Genomic DNA, 19,894 nt, shown 5'->3' with positions numbered 1-19,894 from the left:
GATCCGCTGGGGCAGCCGTGTGCTCGGTCGCCGGTGTTCTTGACGTGTCCACGTATGGACCTCCTCGGGAGTTTTGATTGGTCCCGCCTATCCCCGATTCGCCCCCTCGCTGTGGTGCGACCCCCCGCCCGCGCTCAGCCGCTCAGCAGGCCGGCCGCGCGGGCCCAGCGATACTTCGCGCCGAGCACCGCCACCGGTCGCTCCGTGGTGTACGGATAGGCGATGACGCCGTGGTCGAAGAGGTATTCGCACGCCTCCTCGACTTCGACGTCACCGGCCAGCGACGCCACCACCGGCTTGTCGTTGCCCTTGGCCCGTTCCTCGGCCACGACCTTGGAGACCAGCTCGGCGAAGACCATCGGCGGGGTGACGATGGTGTGCCAGTAGCCGAGCACCAGGGCGTGGATCCGGGGATCGGTCAAGCCGAGCCTGAGGGTGTTCTCGTATGTGCTGGGCGGCTCGCCGCCCGTGATGTCGATCGGGTTGCCCGCCGCCCCGAACGGCGGGATGTAGGCCCGGAACGCCTCGTCCAGGTCGGGCGGGATCTCCATCAGGGTGAGCCCGTTGTCCACGCACGCGTCGGAGAGCAGCACGCCGGACCCGCCGGCGCCGGTGATGATGACGACGTTCTCACCCTTCGGCGTGGGCATGAGCGGCAGCGACCTGGCGTATTCCAGCATCTCGTTGAGCCCGGGGGCGCGGACCACGCCCGCCTGCCGCAGGATGTCGTCGTAGACCTTGTCATCGCCGGCCAGCGCGCCGGTGTGGGATCCGGCGGCGCGGGCGCCCATGGCGGTCCGCCCGGCCTTGAGCACGATCACCGGCTTGCTCTTCACCATCCGGCGCGCGGCGTCCACGAAGCCGCGCCCGTCCTTGAGGTCCTCCAGGTGCATGGCCACGAGGCGGGTGTTGTCGTCCTGCTCGAAGAAGGTGAGCAGATCGTCCTCGTCCACGTCGGCCTTGTTGCCGACGCCGACGATCGCCGACACGCCCATCCGGGTGCTCCGGCTGAAGCCGAGGATGGCCATTCCGATGCCGCCGCTCTGCGACGTCAGCGCCACGCTGCCGCGCACGTCATACGGCGTGCAGAAGGTCGCGCACAGGTTTTCCGGGGTGTAGTAGTACCCGTAGATGTTGGGGCCCAGCATGCGGACGCCGTGCCGCCGGGCGATCTCCACGATCTCCTGCTGGCCTTCGACGTTGCCGGTCTCGGCGAACCCGGACGGGATCATGATGGCGCCGGCCACGCCCTTGACGCCCGCGTCCTCCAGCGCCCCGGCCACGAACTGGGCGGGGATGGCGAACACGGCCACGTCCACCTCGCCGGGCACGGCCGCCAGGTTCGGATAGGCCGGTAACCCCAGGATCTCGGTGGCTTTCGGGTTGATCGGATAGATCCGCCCCTGGTAGCCGCCGTTGATGAGGTTCCGCATCACCGAGTTGCCGATCTTCCCGGTCTCCGCGGAGGCGCCGATGACGGCCACCGCGCGCGGTTTGAAGATGCGGTTCATCGAGGCGAGGATCTCCTCCCGCGACAGCCGGACCGGCTCTACGGCGGGTTCGGCGGCGAGCAGGATGCGCACGTCGGCGGCGACCGCGCCGTTCGCCGAGGCGAAGACGGGGTTGAGGTCCACTTCGGCGATCTCGGGGTGGTCGGCGACGAGGGCGCCGACGCGCTCGATCATGCCCGCGAGCGCCACGCGGTCGGCCGGCTCGGCCCCCCGCGCACCCCGCAGCACTTCCGCCGCTCTGATGTCATCGAGCATCCCGAGTGCATCATCGCCTGAAAGTGGGGCAAGCCGGAAGGTCACATCCTTCAGGACCTCGACCAGGACGCCGCCCAGGCCGAATGCCACCACCTTGCCGAACGTGGGGTCGGTGACCGCGCCGATGATCACTTCGTAGCCGCCGCCGACCATCTGCTGGACCTGCACGCCGTCGATGGCGGCATTCGGGTCGTACGCGTGCGCGGCGGCCATGATCTGGTCGTAGCCGGATCGGACCGCGTCGGAAGTGGCCAGGCCGACGAGCACGCCGCCGGCCTCGGTCTTGTGCAGGATGTCCGGGGAGACGATCTTCAACACGACCGGGAAGCCGATCTCGGCGGCCAGCGCGACGGCCTCGTCGGCCGAGGTGGCCAAGCCCTCGCCGGGGGTGGCGATCCCGTACGCGTCGCAGATGCGTTTGCCCTCGGGAGCGGTCAGCGCGAGCCGGCCCTCGGCCCTGGCCTTCTCCAGGATCTCTCCAACCTCATTCGACATCTCAGACAACTCCGTCTCTCTTCAGCTGGGCCAGCTCGTCGGCGGTGACGCCGAGCCCGGCGTAGATCTCCTGGTTGTGCTCGCCGAGCAGGGGCGGCGTGGTCACCTCGACCGGGGAGTCGGAGAGGTGGAGCGGGCTGCCGACGGTGACGAAGGAACCGCGCTCGGGGTGATCGACGGTGATCACCGCGCCTTCTTCGCGCAGCGATTCGTCCTCGACCAGTTCGCGGGTGGACAGGATCGGGCCGCACGGGATGTTCTCCGCGTTCAGCCGGTCCAGCACCGCCCACTTGTCGTGCTGGATGCTCCACTCCTCGATGAGCTGGAACATCTTGTCGAGCTTGGGCAGCCGAGCCTCCGGGGTGGCCCACTCGGGGTCCTCGGCCAGTTCGGGGCGGCCGATGATCGCCGACAGCGGGCGCCAGCCGACGGGTTGCACGATCACGTAGATGTAGTCGTTCGGCCCGCCGGGGGCGCAGCGCACCGCCCAGCCCGGCTGGCCGCCGCCGGAGGCGTTGCCCGACCGGGGGACCTCATTGCCGAACAGCTCGTTCGGATACTCCCGGAGCGGGCCGTGCGCCAGCCGCTGCTGGTCGCGCAGCTTGACCCGGCACAGGTTGAGCACGGCGTGCTGCATGGCGACCTGGACCCGCTGGCCCCGGCCGGTCTGGCCGCGCTGGTAGAGGGCGGCCAGGATGCCGGCCACGGCGTGCACGCCGGTGCCGGAGTCGCCGATCTGGGCGGCGGTGGCCAGCGGCGGGCCGTCCTCGAAGCCGGTGGTGGACATCGAGCCGCCCATCGCCTGGGCGATCACCTCATAGGCCTTGAAGTCGGCATACCGCCCCGGGCCGAAGCCCTTGATCGACGCATACACCAGGCGGGGGTTGAGTTCCTGCAGCCGCTCCCAGGTGAAGCCCATCCGGTCGACGGCTCCGGGGCCGAAGTTCTCGACCAGGATGTCGGCCTCCTTGACCAGGCCGGTGAACAGCTCCTTGCCGCGCGCGCTCTTCATGTTGAGCGTGATGCTGCGCTTGTTGCAGTTGAGCATCGTGAAGTAGAGGCTGTCCACGCCGGGCAGGTCACGCAGCTGCTGCCGGGTGATGTCGCCGGTGGGCGCCTCCAGCTTGACGACGTCGGCGCCGAGCCAGCCGAGCAGCTGGGTGCAGGACGGGCCGGACTGCACGTGGGTCATGTCGAGGACGCGGACGCCCTCCAGGGCCTTTCCCATGCCGGTCCTCCCCTACTTGTACATCGTCTGGTTCATGGTTCCGGGGGCGTATACCTCCGGATCGACCCATACGTTGATCAGCGCGGGCTTGCCGGACTCGCGGGCACGCTCCAGCGCGGGCCGGATGTCGGCCGGGTCCCTGACCTCCTCGCCGTAGCCGCCCAGCATCCGGGCGAACTCGTCGTAGCGCACGTCACCGAGGGTGTTGCCGACCCGGCCGCGGGCGGCGCCGTACTTGGCGGCCTGGCCGTAGCGGATCTGGTTCATGGAGGAGTTGTTGCCGATGACGCCGATGAACGGCAGGTCGAAGCGGACCATGGTCTCGAAGTCCCAGCCGGTGAGGCTGAAGGCGCCGTCGCCGAACAGGCAGAGCACCTCCTTGTCGGGGCGCGCGTATTTGGCCGCCATGGCGAACGCGACGCCGACGCCGAGGGTGCCCAGCGGGCCCGGGTCCATCCAGTGGCCGGGCGACTTGGGCTGCACGACCTGGCCGGAGAAGGTGACGATGTCGCCGCCGTCGCCGATGTAGATGGTGTCCTCGGTGAGGAACTCGTTGATCTCGTGGACCAGGCGGTAGGGGTCGATCGGCTGGGCGCCGGAGAGCTGGCGGGACAGGCGGTTCTCATACGCCTTGATCTCGACCGCGCGCAGCTCCTCCAGCCATTCCTTGCGCCGGGCCGCGCCGCTGTCCACCCGCCCGGAGGCGGCCTGCGCGGCGGCGGACAGGATGAGCCCCGCGTCGCCGACGATGCCCAGGTCGATGTCCCGGTTCTTGCCGACCGTGCGGTAGTCGAGGTCGATCTGGACCACCGACGCGGACTTGGACAGGCGCTTGCCGTAGCCCATCCGGAAGTCGAACGGCGTGCCGACGATGATGATCAGGTCGGCCTCGGTGAACGCGTAACGCCGCGACAGCTGGAAGTGGTGCGGGTCGCCCGGCGGCAGGGTGCCGCGGCCGGAGCCGTTCATGTACGCCGGGACGTTGAGCGCCCGCACGAAGTCGATCGCGTCGTCGGTGGCCCGGCACGTCCACACCTGGCTGCCGAGCAGCACGCACGGCTTCTCGGAGTGCACCAGCAGGTCGGCCAGGCGCTCGATGGCCTCCGGGTCGCCGGCCTGCCGGGTGGACGCGCGGTAGCGCCCGGCCGCCGGAATCCGGGCCTTGGCCAAGGGCACGCTCGCGTCCAGCACATCCCGCGGGATCTCCAGGAAGGACGGGCCCGGCGCACCGTTGTAGCACTCGCGGAACGCCATCGACACGATGTCGGCCACCCGTTCCGTGCCCGGGACCGTGGCCGCGAACTTGGTGATGGGGGTCATCATGTCCACGTGCGGCAGGTCCTGCAGCGAGCCCATCTTGTGCTGGCTGAGGGCGCCCTGGCCACCGATGAGCAACATCGGGCTCTCCGCGCGAAAAGCGTTGGCCACACCGGTCACCGCGTCGGTCGTGCCGGGGCCGGCCGTGACCACCGCGCAGCCCGGCTTGCCGGTGATCCGCGCGTAGCCGTCAGCGGCATGCGCGGCCACCTGCTCGTGCCGGACGTCGATGACCTCGATGCCCTCGTCCACGCAGCCGTCGTAGATGTCGATGATGTGGCCGCCGCAGAGCGTGAAGATCACGTCGATCCCCTCCGCCTTTAGGGCCTTCGCCACCAGGTGGCCGCCGGAGATCATTTCCGGCGCGTCCGCTGCCTGCGGCACTGGCTCCGTCATCTGTGTCGTCCTTCCGGGAGACGTTCTGCTTCATGTCTACGCCATACTGCATACCGTATGAGGAACATGGTTACCCTCCTGTCCCTGGGATGTCCAGAGGTTTCGGCCTACTGGCTCGGACCCGGCTCCACCGGCAGAGCCAGCAGCTCGACCGGGCCGCCGTCCCAGCCGGGCGGGAGCACGGCCAGCGCGTCGGCCAGCGCGGGCCCGCGCAGCGAACCCGGCCGGTCATACCCGGTCGGCACGGCGCCACGCGCCGACCGCCGCACCGCCACCAGCCGGGTATCGGCCGGATGAGACCTGATCGGCACGGCCAGCGCGGCGGACTCGCCCATCGCCTCCGGCCGCCCGGCCAGCGCGCGCAGCACCGGAGCCAGCAGCGTCAGCGCCGCCGCCAGCGCCGCGAACGGATTGCCCGGCAGCCCGATCAGCAGCCGCTCGTCGGGGAGCCGGGCCAGTAGCTGCGGATGCCCGGGACGAACCGCCACGCCGTCGATCAGAACCGTCGCCCCGAACGCCGTCAGCACGTCCCGCAGATGGTCGGCGGGCCCCCGGGAGGAGGCTCCGCACACGATGACCACATCGCCGGTCCCGTCCGCGAGCGCCCTGGCCAGGACGGTTTCGCCGTCTGGCAGGTAGACGGGCGGCAGGGGCTCCCCGCCCGCCCAGGCGATCAGGCCCGGCAACATCGGGCCGACCGCGTCCCTGACCCGGCCGGGTCCCGGGACTCCCCTGGGCACCACCTCGTCCCCCGTGATCAGTACCTCGGCGACCGGCCGCGGCCGCACGCCGAGGAGATCGTGACCGAGCGCGGCGGCCAGGCCGAGCACGACCGGCGTGACCAGGGTTCCGGCGGCCAGCACGGGCTCGCCCCTGGCGCAGTCCTCGCCGCGCCGCCGGATGTGCCGCCCCGGCTCGACCTCGCCGATGATCACGCCGTCGACGCCGGTGGCCGCCTCATACGGCAACACGGCCTCGGCGCCGATCGGGACCGGGGCGCCGGTGCCGATCTCGACGGCGGTGCCGGACCGCAGCGTCCCGCCGTGCGGCAGGCCGCCGGCCAGCGCCTGCCCGACCACCCGCCAGGGCGGCCGACCGGCCACGGCGTAGCCGTCCATGGCGGCCACGTCATCCCTCGGCAACGGGATGAGCGCGTGCAACGGTTCGGCCAGGCGACCGCCGTACGCACCGGAAAAGGGCAGGTCGGCGATCGGGAGTGGAGCGGCGGCGCGGTAGGCGACGCGGCGCGCCTGATCCCAGGGCACGTCGGTGCGGACGGGCCGGACGCCGGAAACGACAGTCATGGGCGACTCCTTGACCTTCAAACTTTCCATACTGTATACCGAATGCACGGTCGACGCGAGAACGGAGCTTGATTGTGAAGGTCGCTGTTCTTGGCGCCGGCGCCATCGGCGCGTATGTGGGGGCCGCCCTGCATCGTGCCGGCGTCGAGGTGCATCTCATCGCCCGCGGGGAGCATCTCGCGGTCATGCGGAAGTCCGGCGTGCGGGTGCTCAGCCCGCGCGGGGACTTCACCGCCCATCCGAACACCACTGACGATCCCCGCGAGATAGGGCCGGTTGACCATGTCTTCCTGGGCCTGAAGGCCAACTCCTACGCCGCGGCCGGAGAAATGATCAAACCGCTGCTGCACGAGACGACATCGATCGTCGCCGCCCAGAACGGCATCCCGTGGTGGTATTTCCACCGGCTTCCGGGGCCGTACCAGGGCTATCGCATCGAGAGCGTGGATCCGGGCGGCGCGGTGACGGCCGCGCTGCCGCTGGATCGGGCGATCGGCTGCGTGGTCTACGCGGCGACCGAGATCGAGGAACCCGGCGTGATCCGCCACCTGGAGGGGACCCGGTTCTCGATCGGGGAACCCAGCGGCGAGTTGTCGCCGCGCTGTGTCGAGCTGAGCGAGGCCATGATCGCGGGCGATCTCAAATGCCCGGTCGAGGCTGATCTGCGGCACGACATCTGGGTGAAGCTGATGGGCAACGTCGCCTTCAACCCGATCAGCGCGCTGACCCGGGCCACCATGGCGGGCATCTGCCGGCATCGGAGCACGCGCGAGGTGGTCGTGACCATGATGCGCGAGACGGTCGACGTGGCCAGGCGGGTCGGCTGTGATCCCCGGATCTCCATCGAGCGCCGGCTGGCCGGGGCCGAGCGGGCCGGCGAGCACAAGACCTCCACGCTGCAGGACCTGGAGAAGGGCAAACCGCTCGAACTCGATGTGCTGCTGGCCGCCGTGGTGGAACTGGCCGACCTGACCGGCGCCTCGGTGCCCACGCTGCGCGCCGTGCACGCGGTCACCGACCTGCTGGATGAGCAGGTCAGGCTTGTGGCGTCGGCGTGATTACGAATACCGTAGGCTGTATACAATTCTGGAAAGGATTGGGGCCATGAAGAAGAGGAACCGTGCCGAGCACTACGATCGGCTGACCCATCCTCTGGTCAGGGAGAACGGCGAACTGCGCCGGGCGACCTGGGAGGAGGCGCTCGACCGGGCCGCCGCGGGCTTCCGGCGCAACGTGGCCGCGCACGGTCCCGACACGTTCGCCATGTTGTCGTGCGCGCGCTCCACCAACGAGATGAACTATGTGGGCCAGAAGTTCACCCGCGTGGTGATGGGCACCAACAACGTGGACTCGTGCAACCGCACCTGCCACGCGCCGAGCGTCGCCGGGCTCTCGGCCGCGTTCGGCAGCGGCGGCGGAACCTCCTCCTACCAGGAGGTGGAGGACGCCGACGTCATCATCATGTGGGGCTCGGCGGCGCGGAACGCGCATCCGATCTTCTTCCAGCACGTGTTGAAGGGCATCCGCAAGGGCGCCCGGATGTTCGCCGTGGACCCGCGGCGCACCGGGACGGCCGAGTGGGCCGACCGGTGGCTGGGGCTGAACGTGGGCACCGACATCCCGCTGGCGCACGCGGTGGCCCGGGAGATCATCCATGCCGGGCTGCACAACACGGTCTTCATCGAACGGGCCACCGAGGGCTTCGCCGAGTTCGCGGCCTCGGTGGAACCGTGGACGCTGAGCGTGGCCGAGCAGGTCACCGGCGTGCCCGCCGCCGCGATCCGCGAGCTCGCGCACACCTACGCGCAGGCGGATCGGGCCCAGCTCTGCTGGACGCTGGGCATCACCGAACATCACAACGCGACCGACAACGTGCGGGCGCTCATCAACCTGTCGCTGCTGACCGGGCATGTCGGGCGTTATGGGTCCGGGCTCTCGCCGCTGCGCGGGCAGAACAACGTGCAGGGCGGCGGCGACATGGGCGCCATCCCCAACCGGCTGCCCGGTTTCCAGGACATCCTGGACCCGGAGGTCCGGGCCCGGTTCGAGGCCGCCTGGCAGACGCCCATCCAGCCGCGATACGGGCGGAATCTGACCGAGATGCTGGAAGGCATGGCCGAAGGGGAGATCACCACCTGCTATCTCATCGGTGAGAATCCCGTGCAGTCGGAGGCCGACTCGCTGAGCTGCATCAAGCGGCTGAGCATGCTCGACCACCTGGTCGTGCAGGACATCTTCCTCACCAAGACGGCGCAGATGGCCGACGTGGTGCTGCCGGCCGGGGCGGCCTGGTGCGAGAGCGACGGCACCTTCACCAACAGCGAGCGCCGGGTGCAGCGGGTGCGCAAGGCGCTGGTCCCCCCGGGCGAGGCCCGCGACGACATCTGGATCCTGTGCGAGCTGGCCCGCAGGCTCGGCCACGACTGGCAGTACGAGAGCGCCGAAGAGGTGTGGAACGAGGTTCGCGGCCTCTCCCCCGCCCACGCGGGCATGTCCTACCAGCGGCTGGCCGACCTGCAGGGCATCCAGTGGCCGTGCCCGTCGGAGGATTCGCTCGAACCGCCGTTCCTGCACGGCCGGCTCTGGGAGACCGACCCGGCCAAACGTGGGCGGCTCGCGCCGTTCGCCGTGCTGGAGCACTCTCCCCCGGTCGACCTGCTCGACGAGGAATACCCGCTGCGGCTCACCACCGGCCGGCGGCTGGACTCCTACAACACCGGCGTGCAGTCCTCCGGGTTCGCCTCGCCGCTGCGCCGCGGGGAGAACATCGAGCTCTCTCCCGAGGACGCGGCCCGGCTGGGCGTGACCGCTGGAGAAGAGGTCAGGATCAGTTCCCGGCGCGGGACCGTGGTCGCGCCCGTCTACATCGACCCGGCGCTGCGGCCCGGGCTGGTCTTCATGACCATGCACTTCCCGGACGAGGTGGACACGAACGCGCTGACCATCGAGGCCACCTGCCCGATCGCGGGCACGGCCGAGTTCAAGGCCGCCGCCGTCAGGATCGATCGCCTCGTCACCGCGAAGGCCGGGTGACGGGCGCATGGACCTGCGTTTCCGTGACGCAGAACCGACCGCCGAGGAGCGCGCCGCGATCGACGCGCTGCTCGGCGGGCCGGAGTCGGCCTGGGAGGGCGGGGCCCGGACCGAGGATGATCTCCGGTTCGCGGCGCACCCCGCCGAAGACCGCCGCGACCAGCTGTTGCCGGCTCTGCACGCGGTCAACGACCGGGTCGGCTGGATCAGCGAGGGCGCGCTCGACTACATCTGCCGCCGGCTGACCGTCCCGCCCGCCGAGGCGTATTCGGTGGCCACCTTCTATTCGCTGTTGTCGGTGGAGCCACGGCCGCCGAGGGTTCTGCATGTCTGCACCGACCTGGCCTGCCAGGCCCGCGGCGCGGACGCGGTCCGCCGGGACGTGGAATCCCACCTCGGTCCGGCGGGAACCTCCTGGCAGCCGAGCCCATGCCTGGGCCTGTGCGAGCGCGCCCCCGCCGCACTCGCCCTGCAGGCGGGCGAAAACCCCACCGCCACGGTGTACGGCCCTGCCGACTTTTCCGACATTTCCGCCTTTGACCGGCTCTCTCCCTCAGAGAGCCAGGAGGGGGCAGTGGTCCGCCCGGCGAGCATCGAGGTCTCCCCTGAAGGCACCACGGCCCCATCGGCAGTTGCCGAGGTCCGGCAGGAGGTTGCCGGGGTGCGCACGGACGGGTCCGCGGTCCCGCCCGAGGTTGCCGGGGTTCACCCAGAGGCGTCCATGGCCCCGGCGGAGGTTGCCTCGGTTCGCCCGGAGGCGTCCGTCGTCCCGCCGGAGGTTGGTGGGGTGTTCGGGGAGGTTCCGGTTCGGGCGGCGGTGCCGCAGGCGGGGGAGCCGGGGCTGGTGCTGTTGCGGCGGGTCGGCGTGGTCGATCCGGCGAGCCTGGACGAATACCGCGCCGCCGGAGGTTACGCGGCGCTGCGGCGGGCGTTCGAGCTGGGGCCGGGCGGGGTCATCCGCGAGGTCCTGGAGGCCGGGCTGGTCGGGCGGGGTGGGGCCGCGTTTCCGACCGGGCGGAAGTGGGAGGCGACCGCGCGCCAGTTCGACCGCCCGCACTATCTGGTCTGCAACGCCGACGAGAGCGAGCCCGGGACGTTCAAGGATCGGGTGCTCATGGAAGGCGATCCCTACGCGCTCGTCGAGGCCATGACGGTCGCCGGATACGCGACCGGGTGCGCGCGTGGATACCTCTATATCCGGGGCGAGTATCCGCGGGCGATACGACGGCTGGAGCACGCCATCGCCACCGCGCGGGCGCGCGGGCTGCTCGGGGAGGACATCCTCGGGCAGGGGTTCGCGTTCGACATCGAGATCCGGCGGGGGGCGGGGGCGTACATCTGCGGCGAGGAGACCGCGATCTTCAATTCGATCGAAGGGTATCGAGGTGAGCCGCGGAGCAAACCGCCCTTCCCCGTGGAGAAGGGGCTGTTCGGCAAGCCGACGGTCGTCAACAACGTCGAGACTCTGGTCAATGTGCTGCCGATCCTGGAAGGCGGGGCCGCCGCGTACGCGGCGGTGGGCACGGGCGGGTCGACCGGAACGAAACTGTTCTGCGTGTCGGGGACGGTGCGCCGCCCCGGCATCTACGAGTTGCCATTCGGGGCCACCCTCGGGGATCTGCTCACCCTCGCCGGCGGGGCGACGGGCACGCTCCGCGCGGTGCTGCTCGGCGGCGCGGCCGGGGCCTTCGTCCGGGCCGACGAGCTGGACATTCCGCTCACCTTCGAGGGCACGCGCGCGGCCGGGGCCACGCTCGGCTCGGGCGTCATCCTGGTCCTGGACGACACGGTGGAGCTGCCGCCGTTCCTGCTGCGGATCGCCGAGTTCTTCCGCGACGAGTCGTGCGGGCAGTGCGTGCCGTGCCGGGTCGGGACCGTGCGGCAGGAGGAAGCGCTGCACCGCCTCTCCCGGCGCAGGTCGGCCGGGGATCTCGTGGTGTTGCGCGAGGTCGGGCAGGCCATGCGGGACGCGTCGATCTGCGGGCTCGGCCAGACCGCGTGGAACGCCGTCGAATCGGCCATCGACCGGCTGGGCGTCTTCGCCGAGGAGGCATCATGACCGTTCCGCTCCGCCCGCCGCGGCGGCTCATCGAGATCACCGTCGACGGCGAAGCCGTGCGCGTCCCGGAGGGCGACACGATCCTGGACGCGTGTGCCGCGGCCGGGAAGGACATTCCGACCCTCTGCTATGGCGACACGCTGACGCCCAAGAACGCGTGCCGGGTCTGCGTGGTGGAGGTGGAGGGCGCCCGCACGCTCGCGCCCGCCTGTTCCCGCAAGGCCGAGCCCGGCATGGTGGTCGGCACCGCGACCGAGCGGGCCAAGCACAGCAGGAAGGTCGTCCTCGAACTGCTGGCGTCGTCGGTCGACCTGTCCACCACGCCGCGCGCGGCCGAGTGGATCGACGAGTACGGCGCCGATCCGGCGCGGTTCGGTCCCGACGCGGTGACCGTCGCTCAGCCGGCCAAGGTGGACAACGAGCTGTATGTCCGTGATTACGCGAAATGCATTCTCTGCTACAAGTGTGTGGACGCCTGCGGGGATCAGTGGCAGAACTCCTTCGCCATCGCCGTCTCCGGGCGGGGCTTCGACGCGACGATCTCCACCGAGTTCGACGCGCCGCTCACCGACTCGGCCTGCGTGTACTGCGGGAACTGCGTGGAGGTGTGCCCGACCGGGGCGTTGTCGTTCAAGACCGAGTTCGACATGCGCGAGGCCGGCACCTGGAACGAGGACGAGCAGACGCAGACCACCACGATCTGCAGCTACTGCGGTGTGGGCTGCAACCTGACCCTGCACGTCCAGGAGAACCAGATCGTCAAGGTGACCTCACCGCACGACAATCCGGTCACCCACGGGAATCTCTGCATCAAGGGACGCTTCGGGTTCCAGCACGTGCAGAACGTGGGGGCGTCCACCGATGGGTAGGGTGACCGTTCAGCGCCGCATCCTCCGCCTCCGGGAGACGGGCGACAGTCGCCGGATGGACGTGCTGGCGGCCGAGGAGCCCCTGGAGATCAGGCTCAACGGCGCCCCGCTGACCGTCACGATGCGCACGCCCGGCGACGACTTCGACCTGGCGGCCGGGTTCCTGGTCAGCGAGGGAGCCGTGGGTGCGGCGGGGGACATCGAATCCATTCGGTACTGCGCGGGTGCGACCGAGGATGTGCGCAATACGTACAACGTCTTGGATGTGCGGCTTTCGCCGTGGGTGACGCCGATCGCCACGTCGCTGGAACGCAACTTCTACACGACCTCGTCGTGCGGGGTCTGCGGGAAGGCGTCGCTTGACGCGGTGCGTACGGTCGCGCGCTGGGAGGTGGCCAGCGATCCGGTCAAAATGGACCCTTCGGTCATCTCCGAGCTGCCGGATCGGTTGCGGGCCGCGCAGCGGGTGTTCGATCGGACCGGTGGCCTGCACGCGGCCGGGCTGTTCACGCCCGGGGGCAATCCGCTCTGCGTCCGTGAGGACGTCGGGCGGCACAACGCGGTCGACAAGCTCGTCGGCTGGGCGCTCCGCGAGGGCATGCTGCCACTGAGCTCGATGGCGCTGATGGTCTCCGGGCGTGCCTCCTTCGAGCTGGTCCAGAAGGCGGTGATGGCGGGCATTCCGGTGCTCGCCGCCGTCTCCGCCCCCTCCTCGCTCGCGGTGGAGCTCGCGGCCGAATCCGGGCTGACCCTGCTCGGTTTCGTCCGGGGGAACTCCATGAACGTGTACACGGGAGAGGCGAGGCTGGACGCCCGATGAACGTCATTCCGGTGTGGCCACGACCATCCTTCGACCAGGGGCATAGGTCGGCGGACGCCGCGCCGGAGTGACAAGGGATGCTGCCCGGCGATCCTTCGCCCCCTTCGCCGGCCAGCATCCCCGACTCAAACGCATGCGCAACCCGTGGGGCTCGCGGAGGGCTCCAGGAAAGCAAGCCGAGTAGCCGTATCGAGCAGTGCCTCAACGCCCTCGGTCCACGCCTCCCGGAGGATGCGCGTCACAAGCCTTCTTGAGGCTCCCGATCCAGATGATCAGGCACGCCCAGTCGCGTCACGGCATACAGACACGGAAGACGGCCCCGCCCTCCCAACAGAATGATCAGGCGATGCACACGATCTCGCCGTGCAGGACGGAGAGCCAGCCGTCGGGGGATTCGGCCCAGGTGCGCCACCCCCGGGCGATTCGCGACAGGTCGGATTCCGTGGCGGCTCCGGACGTGATGGCTTGGCGGGCGATGGCCGACGTGGTGACCCGATCGGCCCACATGCCGCCCCACCAGGCGCGGTCTTCGGGGTTGGCGAAGCACCACGTCGAGGACGTCGCGGTGACCTGCTCGAACCCGGCTTCGCGCGCCCAGGACAGCAGGAATCGGCCCGCGTTGGGCTCGCCACCGTTCACCCTCGCGAGCTTCTGATAGAGAGCGAGCCATTCGTCCAGTTCAGGAACGGCGGGGAACCAGGTGAAGCCGTCATAGTCGCCGTCGCGGGCGGTGACGACGCCGCCGGGCCTGCAGACTCTGCGCATTTCGCGCAACGCCCGCACGGGGTCGGCGACGTGCTGCAGCACTTGATGGGCGTGCACGATATCGAATGTCGCGTCGGGAAAGTCCAGCGCGTGCACGTCGGCCACGACGAAGTCGATGTTGTGCTGCCCCCGGGCCTCCGCCTCGGCGCGGGCGAGGCCGAGTTCCCGCTCGCCCACCTCGGTGGCCGTGACCCGGCCGACCCGGGTGGCCAGGTCTGCCGTGATCGTCCCAGGGCCGCAACCCACATCCAGGAGCGACAGCCCCGGCCGCAGGTACGGCAACAGCTGCGCGGCCGAGTTCTCCGCCGTACGCCAGCGATGGGACCGCAACACCGACTCGTGATGGCCATGGGTGTAGACATTCATGACCGGAGATTATCAGGCGTCTTACATTATAAGAGAGAATGTCTCATATATCGAGACGGTCTCAGTAGTGGTAGTACCTCCGGCGGCTCTTGCCCACGGTCTTGCTCAGGTGGAAGCCACCGGGCAGTCGCACGGTCACGTGCCGCCGCCCGTCCGGCGTGGTCGTGACGTGCAGCCGGCGATTGCCGAAACTGTGTCCGACCCCATGCCGGGAAAGGTTGAGCCGGAACGGTCCTATCTTGATCGACTTCCGGTAGTGCCAGCCCATCGTGCGTCCCCCTCCGAGGTCTTCTTGCTGGGAAAACGTCCCCGCCCCCAGGGGAAGTTCCCGAAAATCCGTTGCGGAAGCGCAGGGGCGTACCGGATGATCTGTCGCATGTTCCGGTACGCCGCCGTTGTGACGCCCGCTCGTGCGGGCGCGCCGGCGCGTGCCTCGATGCGATTCGACGGCGCCGAGCGCTGACCCTTTCCCGTGCGTCCTGGTGACCCGGCGGGGAGGGGTCGAAGCCACGCGCGGGTCACACGGAATCGGGCATCGAAGGAAAGACCATGGCCAAGCAGGCCTTCGTGCGGTCCAAGCCGCACCTCAACATCGGCACGATGGGACACGTCGATCACGGCAAGACGACGCTGACCGCCGCCATCACCAAGGTGCTCAGCGAGCGCGGCGGCGCCGAGTTCGTCCCGTTCCACCGGATCGATCGCACCCCGGAGGAGACCCTTCGCGGGATCACGATCAACATCGCCCACGTCGAGTACGAGACGGCGACCCGGCACTACGCGCACGTGGACATGCCCGGGCACGCCGACTACGTGAAGAACATGATCACGGGAGCGGCGCAGCTGGACGGGGCGATCCTGGTCGTCTCCGCGGTCGACGGGATCATGCCGCAGACCCGGGAGCATGTGCTGCTCGCGCGCCGGGTCGGGGTCGCCCACGTGGTCATCGCGCTGAACAAGGCCGACGGCGCGGACCCGGAGCTGGCCGATCTGGTCGAACTGGAGCTGCAGGACCTGCTCGCCGAGCACGGGTACCAGAACGTGCCCGTCGTGCGGGTCTCGGGCCTGCGCGCGCTGGCGGGCGACCCGAAGTGGACGGCCTCCATCGAGGCGCTGCTCCAGGCCGTCGACGAGCACGTGCCGGTGCCGGTTCGCTACCTGGACGTCCCGTTCCTGATGCCGATCGAGAACGTGCTCACCGTCACCGGGCGCGGCACGGTCCTCACCGGCGCCATCGAGCGAGGCACGGTACGGCTCGGCGACACGGTCGAGGCGGTCGGCCTCCGGGACGGCGTCACCGCCGTGGTCACCGGGATCGAGACGTTCGGCAAGACCATGGACCGGGGCGAGGCGGGCGACAACGCCGCGGTCCTGCTCCGGGGCGTGCGTCGCGATCAGGTACGGCGTGGCCAAGTGCTGGCCGCTCCGGGCAGCCAGCGCGGGCACCGGCGCTTCACGGCCCGCGTCTACCTGCTGACCACGGCCGAAGGCGGACGCCGCACGGCGATCGCCAACGGCTACCGCCCGCAGTTCTACGTCCGGACCGCGGACGTGCCCGGCGAGGTCACCCTGACCGGCACCGAACTCGCCCTCCCCGGCGAAACGATCGAGGTGACCGTCGACTTCGGCAAGCCGATCGCTCTCGAGCCGGGTCTGGGCTTCGCCATCCGCGAGGGCGGCCACACGGTGGGCGCGGGCACCGTTCTCACCACATTCACCTGAGGACGCCCCAGGTCGGGCGGAATCCACCGGATCCCGCCCGACCACAATCAGACGCCGTCAAGCCAGATGAAGCCGCCGAAGCGGCCGGTGCGGGAGTCGCGGCGGTAGGAGAACAGATCTGGCGTTTCAATCGTGCAGCGGGTGTCGTGCCGGATGTCGGTGATGTTGGCCTTGTGGAGTTGCGCCTCGATCGCGGCGCGAATGTCCACGGCCGGCGTGCCCTGCCGCGTGGTCGCCCACGCTTCCGGCACCACGCGGGCGACGTCCTCCCGCATCTCTGCCGGAACTTCGTAACAGAGGCCACACGCGGCAGGACCGATGAGAGCCACCATCTGGTACGGCTCCGCCCCCCGCGTCGCCATCGCCTCGACGAGCGCGGGAACCACACCCAGCTGCGTACCCGGCCGGCCGGAATGAGCCGCGCCGACGACCCGGGCCACCGGATCGGCCAGCAGGACCGGCGCGCAATCAGCTACCAGGACGTTCAGCGCCAGACCCGGTTCAGTGGTGTAAATCGCATCCAGTGGTGGCGGGTCATCGCCGAAAGGCTCGGTGACGAAGCGCACGTCACGCCCGTGAACCTGGCGCATCATCACCACGCGGGCGGGATCGACCCCCAGCTCGACGGCCGTGTCATGACGGTTCCGCAGCACCGCGTCGAAATCATCCCCGACCGCCCCGCCAAGGTTCCGCGACGCGTACGGCTCGGCGCTGACCCCGCCGTGCCGATCAGTGATCACCGCATGGATTCCGTCAGCCAAGAGCACCGGACGAGCTTACCAACCTGCCCCTGACCGCCCTCGGGATTGACGCAAGCCGCATCAGCAGATATTCGACACTCTGATGCGATTCCATGATAGTTATGTAGAATATTCTTGGTGGAGGAGCTAGCCCTGAACGATACGGTGAAGGTCGAGGAAGGGCCGGGCAGGATGCTTGTCCGGCTGAACCGGCCGCAGGTGCGGAACGCGATCGACGCGGCGATGGTGGCGGACCTGCACGAGGTGTGCGCCGAGCTGGAGCGGCGGCCACGCGTCCTGGTCGTCACGGGTGCCGACGGCGTCTTCGCCGCGGGCGCGGACATCAGCGAGCTGCGTGAGCGCCGCCGCGAGGACGCGCTGGCCGGCATCAACAGCGGGCTGTTCGACCGGATCGCCCGGCTGCCGATGCCCACGATCGCCGCGATCGACGGCCCGGCCCTCGGCGGCGGCGCCGAGCTGGCCTACGCCTGCGACTTCCGCATCGCCACCCCGCGCGCCCGGTTCGGCAACCCGGAGACGGGGCTGGGCATCATGGCCGCCGCGGGAGCGTGCTGGCGGCTGCGCGAGTTGGTCGGCGAGCCGCTCGCCAAGGAGATCCTGCTCGCGGGCCGGGTGCTCGCCGCCGCGGAGGCGCTGGACGTCAGGCTGGTCAACCAGCTGGTCCCGGAGGACGAGCTGCCGGCCGCGGCGGACCGGCTGGCCGACCGGATCGGGAGGAATGCCCCGCTGGCGCTGCGCCTCACCAAGCTCGCCCTCGCCGCTCCTCCGGGCGCCCATCCCCGTTTCGACGACGTGGCGCAGGCCGTGCTGTTCGAGACCGAGGACAAGTACGAGCGCATGACCGCGTTCCTGGAGCACCGCCGCTGACGAGGCGCCGGTGGTCAGGGGCGGGCGAGCAGCGTCGCGATGCCCTGTCCTACGCCGACGCACATGGTGACCAGGGCGTGCTCGTGCCCTTCGTCGGCCATCGTCAGCGCGGCGGTCAGCGCCAGCCGGGCACCGCTCATGCCGAGCGGGTGACCGAGCGCGATGGCGCCGCCGTGCGGGTTGACGTGCTCGGCGTCGTCGGGCAGGCCGAGCAGGCGCAGCACCGCCAGGGCCTGGGCGGCGAAGGCCTCGTTCAGCTCGACGGTCCCGATCCGGTCGAGGCCGACACCGGTCCGCTCGACGAGCGCGCGTACCGCCGACGCCGGGCCGATCCCCATGACCCGCGGCTCGACGCCCGTGCTCACCGTGGCGACGACCCGGGCCAGCGGCGCCAGGTCGTACCGCGCCACCGCCTCCGTTGAGGCCAGGAGCACGGCGGCGGCGCCGTCGTTGACACCCGAGGAGTTGCCGGCCGTCACCGAGCCGCCCTCAAACAGCGGCTTCAGCGCGGCGAGGTGCCGCAGGGAGGTCTCGCGCGGGTGTTCGTCGGCGGAGACGATCAGCGGGCCGCCCTTGCGCTGGGGCACCGGCACGGGGACGATCTCGCGCGCCAGGCGGCCGCTCGCCCGTGCCTTCGCCGCCCGCTCCTGCGAGCGCAGCGCGAAGGCGTCCTGGTCCTCGCGGCCGATGCCGTACTGGTCGGCGACGTTCTGCGCGGTGCGCGGCATCGGGTCCGTGCCGTAGGCCCGCTCCATGCCGGGGTTGACGAAGCGCCAGCCGATGGTCGTGTCGTGGATCTCCGCCGTGCGGCCGAACGCGACCGGGGCCTTGGGCTGGACGAAGGGCGCCCGGCTCATGCTCTCCACGCCGCCCGCGATGATGAGATCGGCTTCGCCGGCCAGGATCGCCCGGGCCGCGTAGGCCACCGCGTCCAGGCCCGAGCCGCACAGGCGGTTGACCGTCGTCCCGGGGACGCGCACCGGCAGCCCCGCCAGCAGCGCGGCCATCCGGGCGACGTTGCGGTTGTCCTCGCCGGCCTGGTTGGCGCAGCCGAAGACGACGTCGTCGGTCGCCTCCCAGTCGACGCCGCCGTACCGGGCTGTCAGCGTATGGATGACGTGGGCCGCGAGGTCGTCCGGACGCACCGGCGCGAGGGCCCCGGCGTACCTGCCGATGGGGGTTCGCACCCCGCCGACCAGGTAGGCGGCCCGAGCGGCGCTCATTTTCGCACGTCCCTGTCAGTCATGGTCTCTTCTCCTCAGCGTCGATCCTGCGCAGTTCGTTCCGGTAACGCCTGGCGTTGCCGCGGTACTCGCGCACTCCATAGTCGATCCACTCATTCTGGACGCCGCCGTTCAGCGGCCTGAGCCGGGCGGGCACGCCGAGCGCCAGGTGGCCGGGCGGGACCTCCAGGTCCTCGGGCACCAGGGCCTGCGCGCCGACGACGGACCCGGCGCGGACCACCGCGCGGTTCAGGACGGTCGAGCCCGAGCCGATGAGGCAGCGGTTCTCCACCGCGCACCCTTCGAGGTGGGCGTTGTGCCCGACGACGCAGTCGTCGCCGATCACGGTGGGCCACTGCGTGGTGGTGTGCAGGACCGTGCCGTCCTGGATGGAGGTGCGCTCGCCGATCTCGATGCGGCCGAAGTCGCCGCGCAGCACCGCCATGGGCCACACCGACGACTCGGCGCCGATGGCGACGCTTCCGATGACGACCGCGTCAGGGTGCACGTAGGCGTCGGGATGGATTCGGGGCACCTGGTCGCCCAGGGCATAGATCGGCATCTAACGTTCCCCGACCAGCGGAGTGTCCACGCCGATACGGCCGGTCCGGTTCGCGCCTCCCGGCGCGCCGATCGCTGCGTCACGACCGGGCAGCACCTCAACGAAGAAGTTACGGTTGTCCGCCACGAACACGACCTGCTCGGCGGCGACCCGCCGGTCCTGGCTGATCGCCTCGACCGGGCAGACGGGCTCGCAGGCGCCGCAGTCGATGCACTCCTTGGGGTTGATGTACAGCTTGCGGTCCCCCTCGTAGATGCAGTCGACCGGGCACTCCTCCACGCACGACTTGTCCATGACGTCGATGCATGGCCCGGCGATGACGTACGGCATGTGGATCTCCT

General features: G+C 70.2%; 17 protein-coding genes. 7 read left to right on the top strand and 10 right to left on the bottom strand.

Annotated elements, in window-relative coordinates; all coding sequences use genetic code 11:
- Window positions 1–134 precede the first annotated feature (134 nt).
- From ABGB08_RS27455 to ABGB08_RS27440, 4 genes are all read right to left on the bottom strand, one after another.
- The gene (locus ABGB08_RS27455; protein WP_347595256.1) at window positions 135–2,261 is read right to left on the bottom strand and encodes an acetate--CoA ligase family protein; all 2,127 of its coding nucleotides are present in this window, start codon (window positions 2,259–2,261) and stop codon (window positions 135–137) included.
- 1 nt (window position 2,262) lies between these two features.
- The gene (gene frc, locus ABGB08_RS27450; protein ID WP_155352575.1) at window positions 2,263–3,489 is read right to left on the bottom strand and encodes a formyl-CoA transferase; all 1,227 of its coding nucleotides are present in this window, start codon (window positions 3,487–3,489) and stop codon (window positions 2,263–2,265) included.
- Between the two features lie 12 nt (window positions 3,490–3,501).
- A complete protein-coding gene (locus ABGB08_RS27445; RefSeq protein ID WP_347595252.1) occupies window positions 3,502–5,202 on the bottom strand; it encodes a thiamine pyrophosphate-binding protein in 1,701 nt (566 codons plus the stop codon).
- 107 nt (window positions 5,203–5,309) lie between these two features.
- A complete protein-coding gene (locus ABGB08_RS27440) occupies window positions 5,310–6,506 on the bottom strand; it encodes a molybdopterin molybdotransferase MoeA (RefSeq protein ID WP_347595249.1) in 1,197 nt (398 codons plus the stop codon).
- 74 nt (window positions 6,507–6,580) lie between these two features.
- Here ABGB08_RS27440 and ABGB08_RS27435 point away from each other — a divergent pair, with 74 nt between their 5' ends.
- From ABGB08_RS27435 to fdhD, 5 genes are read left to right on the top strand one after another with little or no spacing between them, the layout of a single operon-like run.
- A complete protein-coding gene (locus tag ABGB08_RS27435; protein ID WP_155351584.1) occupies window positions 6,581–7,564 on the top strand; it encodes a 2-dehydropantoate 2-reductase in 984 nt (327 codons plus the stop codon).
- 46 nt (window positions 7,565–7,610) lie between these two features.
- Window positions 7,611–9,539, top strand: a complete 1,929-nt coding sequence (locus ABGB08_RS27430; protein WP_347595246.1) for a molybdopterin-dependent oxidoreductase — start codon at window positions 7,611–7,613, stop codon at window positions 9,537–9,539.
- Window positions 9,540–9,546: 7 nt separating this feature from the next.
- Window positions 9,547–11,598, top strand: coding sequence for an NAD(P)H-dependent oxidoreductase subunit E (locus ABGB08_RS27425; RefSeq protein WP_347595244.1), 2,052 nt, complete (start codon window positions 9,547–9,549; stop codon window positions 11,596–11,598).
- Window positions 11,595–12,467 carry a 2Fe-2S iron-sulfur cluster-binding protein gene (locus ABGB08_RS27420; protein ID WP_347595241.1) on the top strand — a complete coding sequence of 291 codons (873 nt, stop codon included), beginning with the start codon at window positions 11,595–11,597 and terminating at the stop codon, window positions 12,465–12,467. The genes ABGB08_RS27425 and ABGB08_RS27420 overlap by 4 nt, the downstream gene beginning before the upstream one ends.
- Complete coding sequence (gene fdhD / locus ABGB08_RS27415; protein ID WP_347595239.1) at window positions 12,460–13,287, top strand: formate dehydrogenase accessory sulfurtransferase FdhD; 828 nt, start codon at window positions 12,460–12,462, stop codon at window positions 13,285–13,287. Before ABGB08_RS27420 ends, fdhD begins: the two co-directional genes overlap by 8 nt.
- A gap of 339 nt (window positions 13,288–13,626) precedes the next feature.
- Here fdhD and ABGB08_RS27410 read toward each other — a convergent pair whose 3' ends face one another.
- Window positions 13,627–14,418 carry a methyltransferase domain-containing protein gene (locus tag ABGB08_RS27410; RefSeq protein WP_347595236.1) on the bottom strand — a complete coding sequence of 264 codons (792 nt, stop codon included), beginning with the start codon at window positions 14,416–14,418 and terminating at the stop codon, window positions 13,627–13,629.
- Window positions 14,419–14,479: 61 nt separating this feature from the next.
- Window positions 14,480–14,686: a DUF4236 domain-containing protein gene (locus ABGB08_RS27405; protein WP_347595233.1), complete on the bottom strand. Its 207-nt coding sequence runs from the start codon at window positions 14,684–14,686 to the stop codon at window positions 14,480–14,482.
- A gap of 281 nt (window positions 14,687–14,967) precedes the next feature.
- Here ABGB08_RS27405 and tuf point away from each other — a divergent pair, with 281 nt between their 5' ends.
- Window positions 14,968–16,140 carry an elongation factor Tu gene (tuf, locus tag ABGB08_RS27400; protein ID WP_347595230.1) on the top strand — a complete coding sequence of 391 codons (1,173 nt, stop codon included), beginning with the start codon at window positions 14,968–14,970 and terminating at the stop codon, window positions 16,138–16,140.
- 47 nt (window positions 16,141–16,187) lie between these two features.
- On the opposite strand, the gene pgeF is transcribed toward tuf, so the two are convergent.
- Complete coding sequence (pgeF, locus tag ABGB08_RS27395; RefSeq protein WP_347595227.1) at window positions 16,188–16,907, bottom strand: peptidoglycan editing factor PgeF; 720 nt, start codon at window positions 16,905–16,907, stop codon at window positions 16,188–16,190.
- A 111-nt stretch (window positions 16,908–17,018) separates the two neighbouring features.
- Between pgeF and ABGB08_RS27390 the strand changes: the two genes are divergently transcribed.
- Window positions 17,019–17,768: an enoyl-CoA hydratase/isomerase family protein gene (locus tag ABGB08_RS27390; protein ID WP_347595224.1), complete on the top strand. Its 750-nt coding sequence runs from the start codon at window positions 17,019–17,021 to the stop codon at window positions 17,766–17,768.
- A gap of 14 nt (window positions 17,769–17,782) precedes the next feature.
- Here ABGB08_RS27390 and pcaF read toward each other — a convergent pair whose 3' ends face one another.
- The 3 genes from pcaF to fdxA are packed head-to-tail and all read right to left on the bottom strand — an operon-like array spanning window position 17,783 to window position 19,883.
- Complete coding sequence (pcaF, locus tag ABGB08_RS27385; RefSeq protein WP_347595221.1) at window positions 17,783–18,991, bottom strand: 3-oxoadipyl-CoA thiolase; 1,209 nt, start codon at window positions 18,989–18,991, stop codon at window positions 17,783–17,785.
- A gap of 19 nt (window positions 18,992–19,010) precedes the next feature.
- A complete protein-coding gene (locus ABGB08_RS27380) occupies window positions 19,011–19,553 on the bottom strand; it encodes a gamma carbonic anhydrase family protein (protein ID WP_347595218.1) in 543 nt (180 codons plus the stop codon).
- On the bottom strand, window positions 19,554–19,883 hold the full coding sequence (gene fdxA / locus ABGB08_RS27375) for a ferredoxin (protein ID WP_347595215.1): 330 nt from the start codon (window positions 19,881–19,883) through the stop codon (window positions 19,554–19,556). It abuts the gene before it with no gap.
- Window positions 19,884–19,894: the final 11 nt, after the last annotated feature.

The organism is Acrocarpospora sp. B8E8 (assembly GCF_039871605.1).
In the GTDB taxonomy this organism is placed as follows: domain Bacteria; phylum Actinomycetota; class Actinomycetes; order Streptosporangiales; family Streptosporangiaceae; genus Acrocarpospora; species Acrocarpospora macrocephala.
This window is presented reverse-complemented; position numbering and strand designations above follow the sequence as displayed.

Excerpts from the sequence above, each read along its gene's own strand:
- ABGB08_RS27420 (WP_347595241.1), top strand. The coding sequence starts at position 11,595 with ATGACCGTTCCGCTCCGCCCGCCGCGGCGGCTCATCGAGATCACCGTC.
- ABGB08_RS27410 (WP_347595236.1), bottom strand. The coding sequence starts at position 14,418 with ATGAATGTCTACACCCATGGCCATCACGAGTCGGTGTTGCGGTCCCAT.
- ABGB08_RS27380 (WP_347595218.1), bottom strand. The coding sequence starts at position 19,553 with ATGCCGATCTATGCCCTGGGCGACCAGGTGCCCCGAATCCATCCCGAC.
- fdxA (WP_347595215.1), bottom strand. The coding sequence starts at position 19,883 with ATGCCGTACGTCATCGCCGGGCCATGCATCGACGTCATGGACAAGTCG.
- ABGB08_RS27425 (WP_347595244.1), top strand. The coding sequence starts at position 9,547 with ATGGACCTGCGTTTCCGTGACGCAGAACCGACCGCCGAGGAGCGCGCC.
- ABGB08_RS27430 (WP_347595246.1), top strand. The coding sequence starts at position 7,611 with ATGAAGAAGAGGAACCGTGCCGAGCACTACGATCGGCTGACCCATCCT.
- frc (WP_155352575.1), bottom strand. The coding sequence starts at position 3,489 with ATGGGAAAGGCCCTGGAGGGCGTCCGCGTCCTCGACATGACCCACGTG.
- ABGB08_RS27455 (WP_347595256.1), bottom strand. The coding sequence starts at position 2,261 with ATGTCGAATGAGGTTGGAGAGATCCTGGAGAAGGCCAGGGCCGAGGGC.
- ABGB08_RS27440 (WP_347595249.1), bottom strand. The coding sequence starts at position 6,506 with ATGACTGTCGTTTCCGGCGTCCGGCCCGTCCGCACCGACGTGCCCTGG.
- ABGB08_RS27405 (WP_347595233.1), bottom strand. The coding sequence starts at position 14,686 with ATGGGCTGGCACTACCGGAAGTCGATCAAGATAGGACCGTTCCGGCTC.
- ABGB08_RS27445 (WP_347595252.1), bottom strand. The coding sequence starts at position 5,202 with ATGACGGAGCCAGTGCCGCAGGCAGCGGACGCGCCGGAAATGATCTCC.
- tuf (WP_347595230.1), top strand. The coding sequence starts at position 14,968 with ATGGCCAAGCAGGCCTTCGTGCGGTCCAAGCCGCACCTCAACATCGGC.
- pcaF (WP_347595221.1), bottom strand. The coding sequence starts at position 18,991 with ATGAGCGCCGCTCGGGCCGCCTACCTGGTCGGCGGGGTGCGAACCCCC.
- fdhD (WP_347595239.1), top strand. The coding sequence starts at position 12,460 with ATGGGTAGGGTGACCGTTCAGCGCCGCATCCTCCGCCTCCGGGAGACG.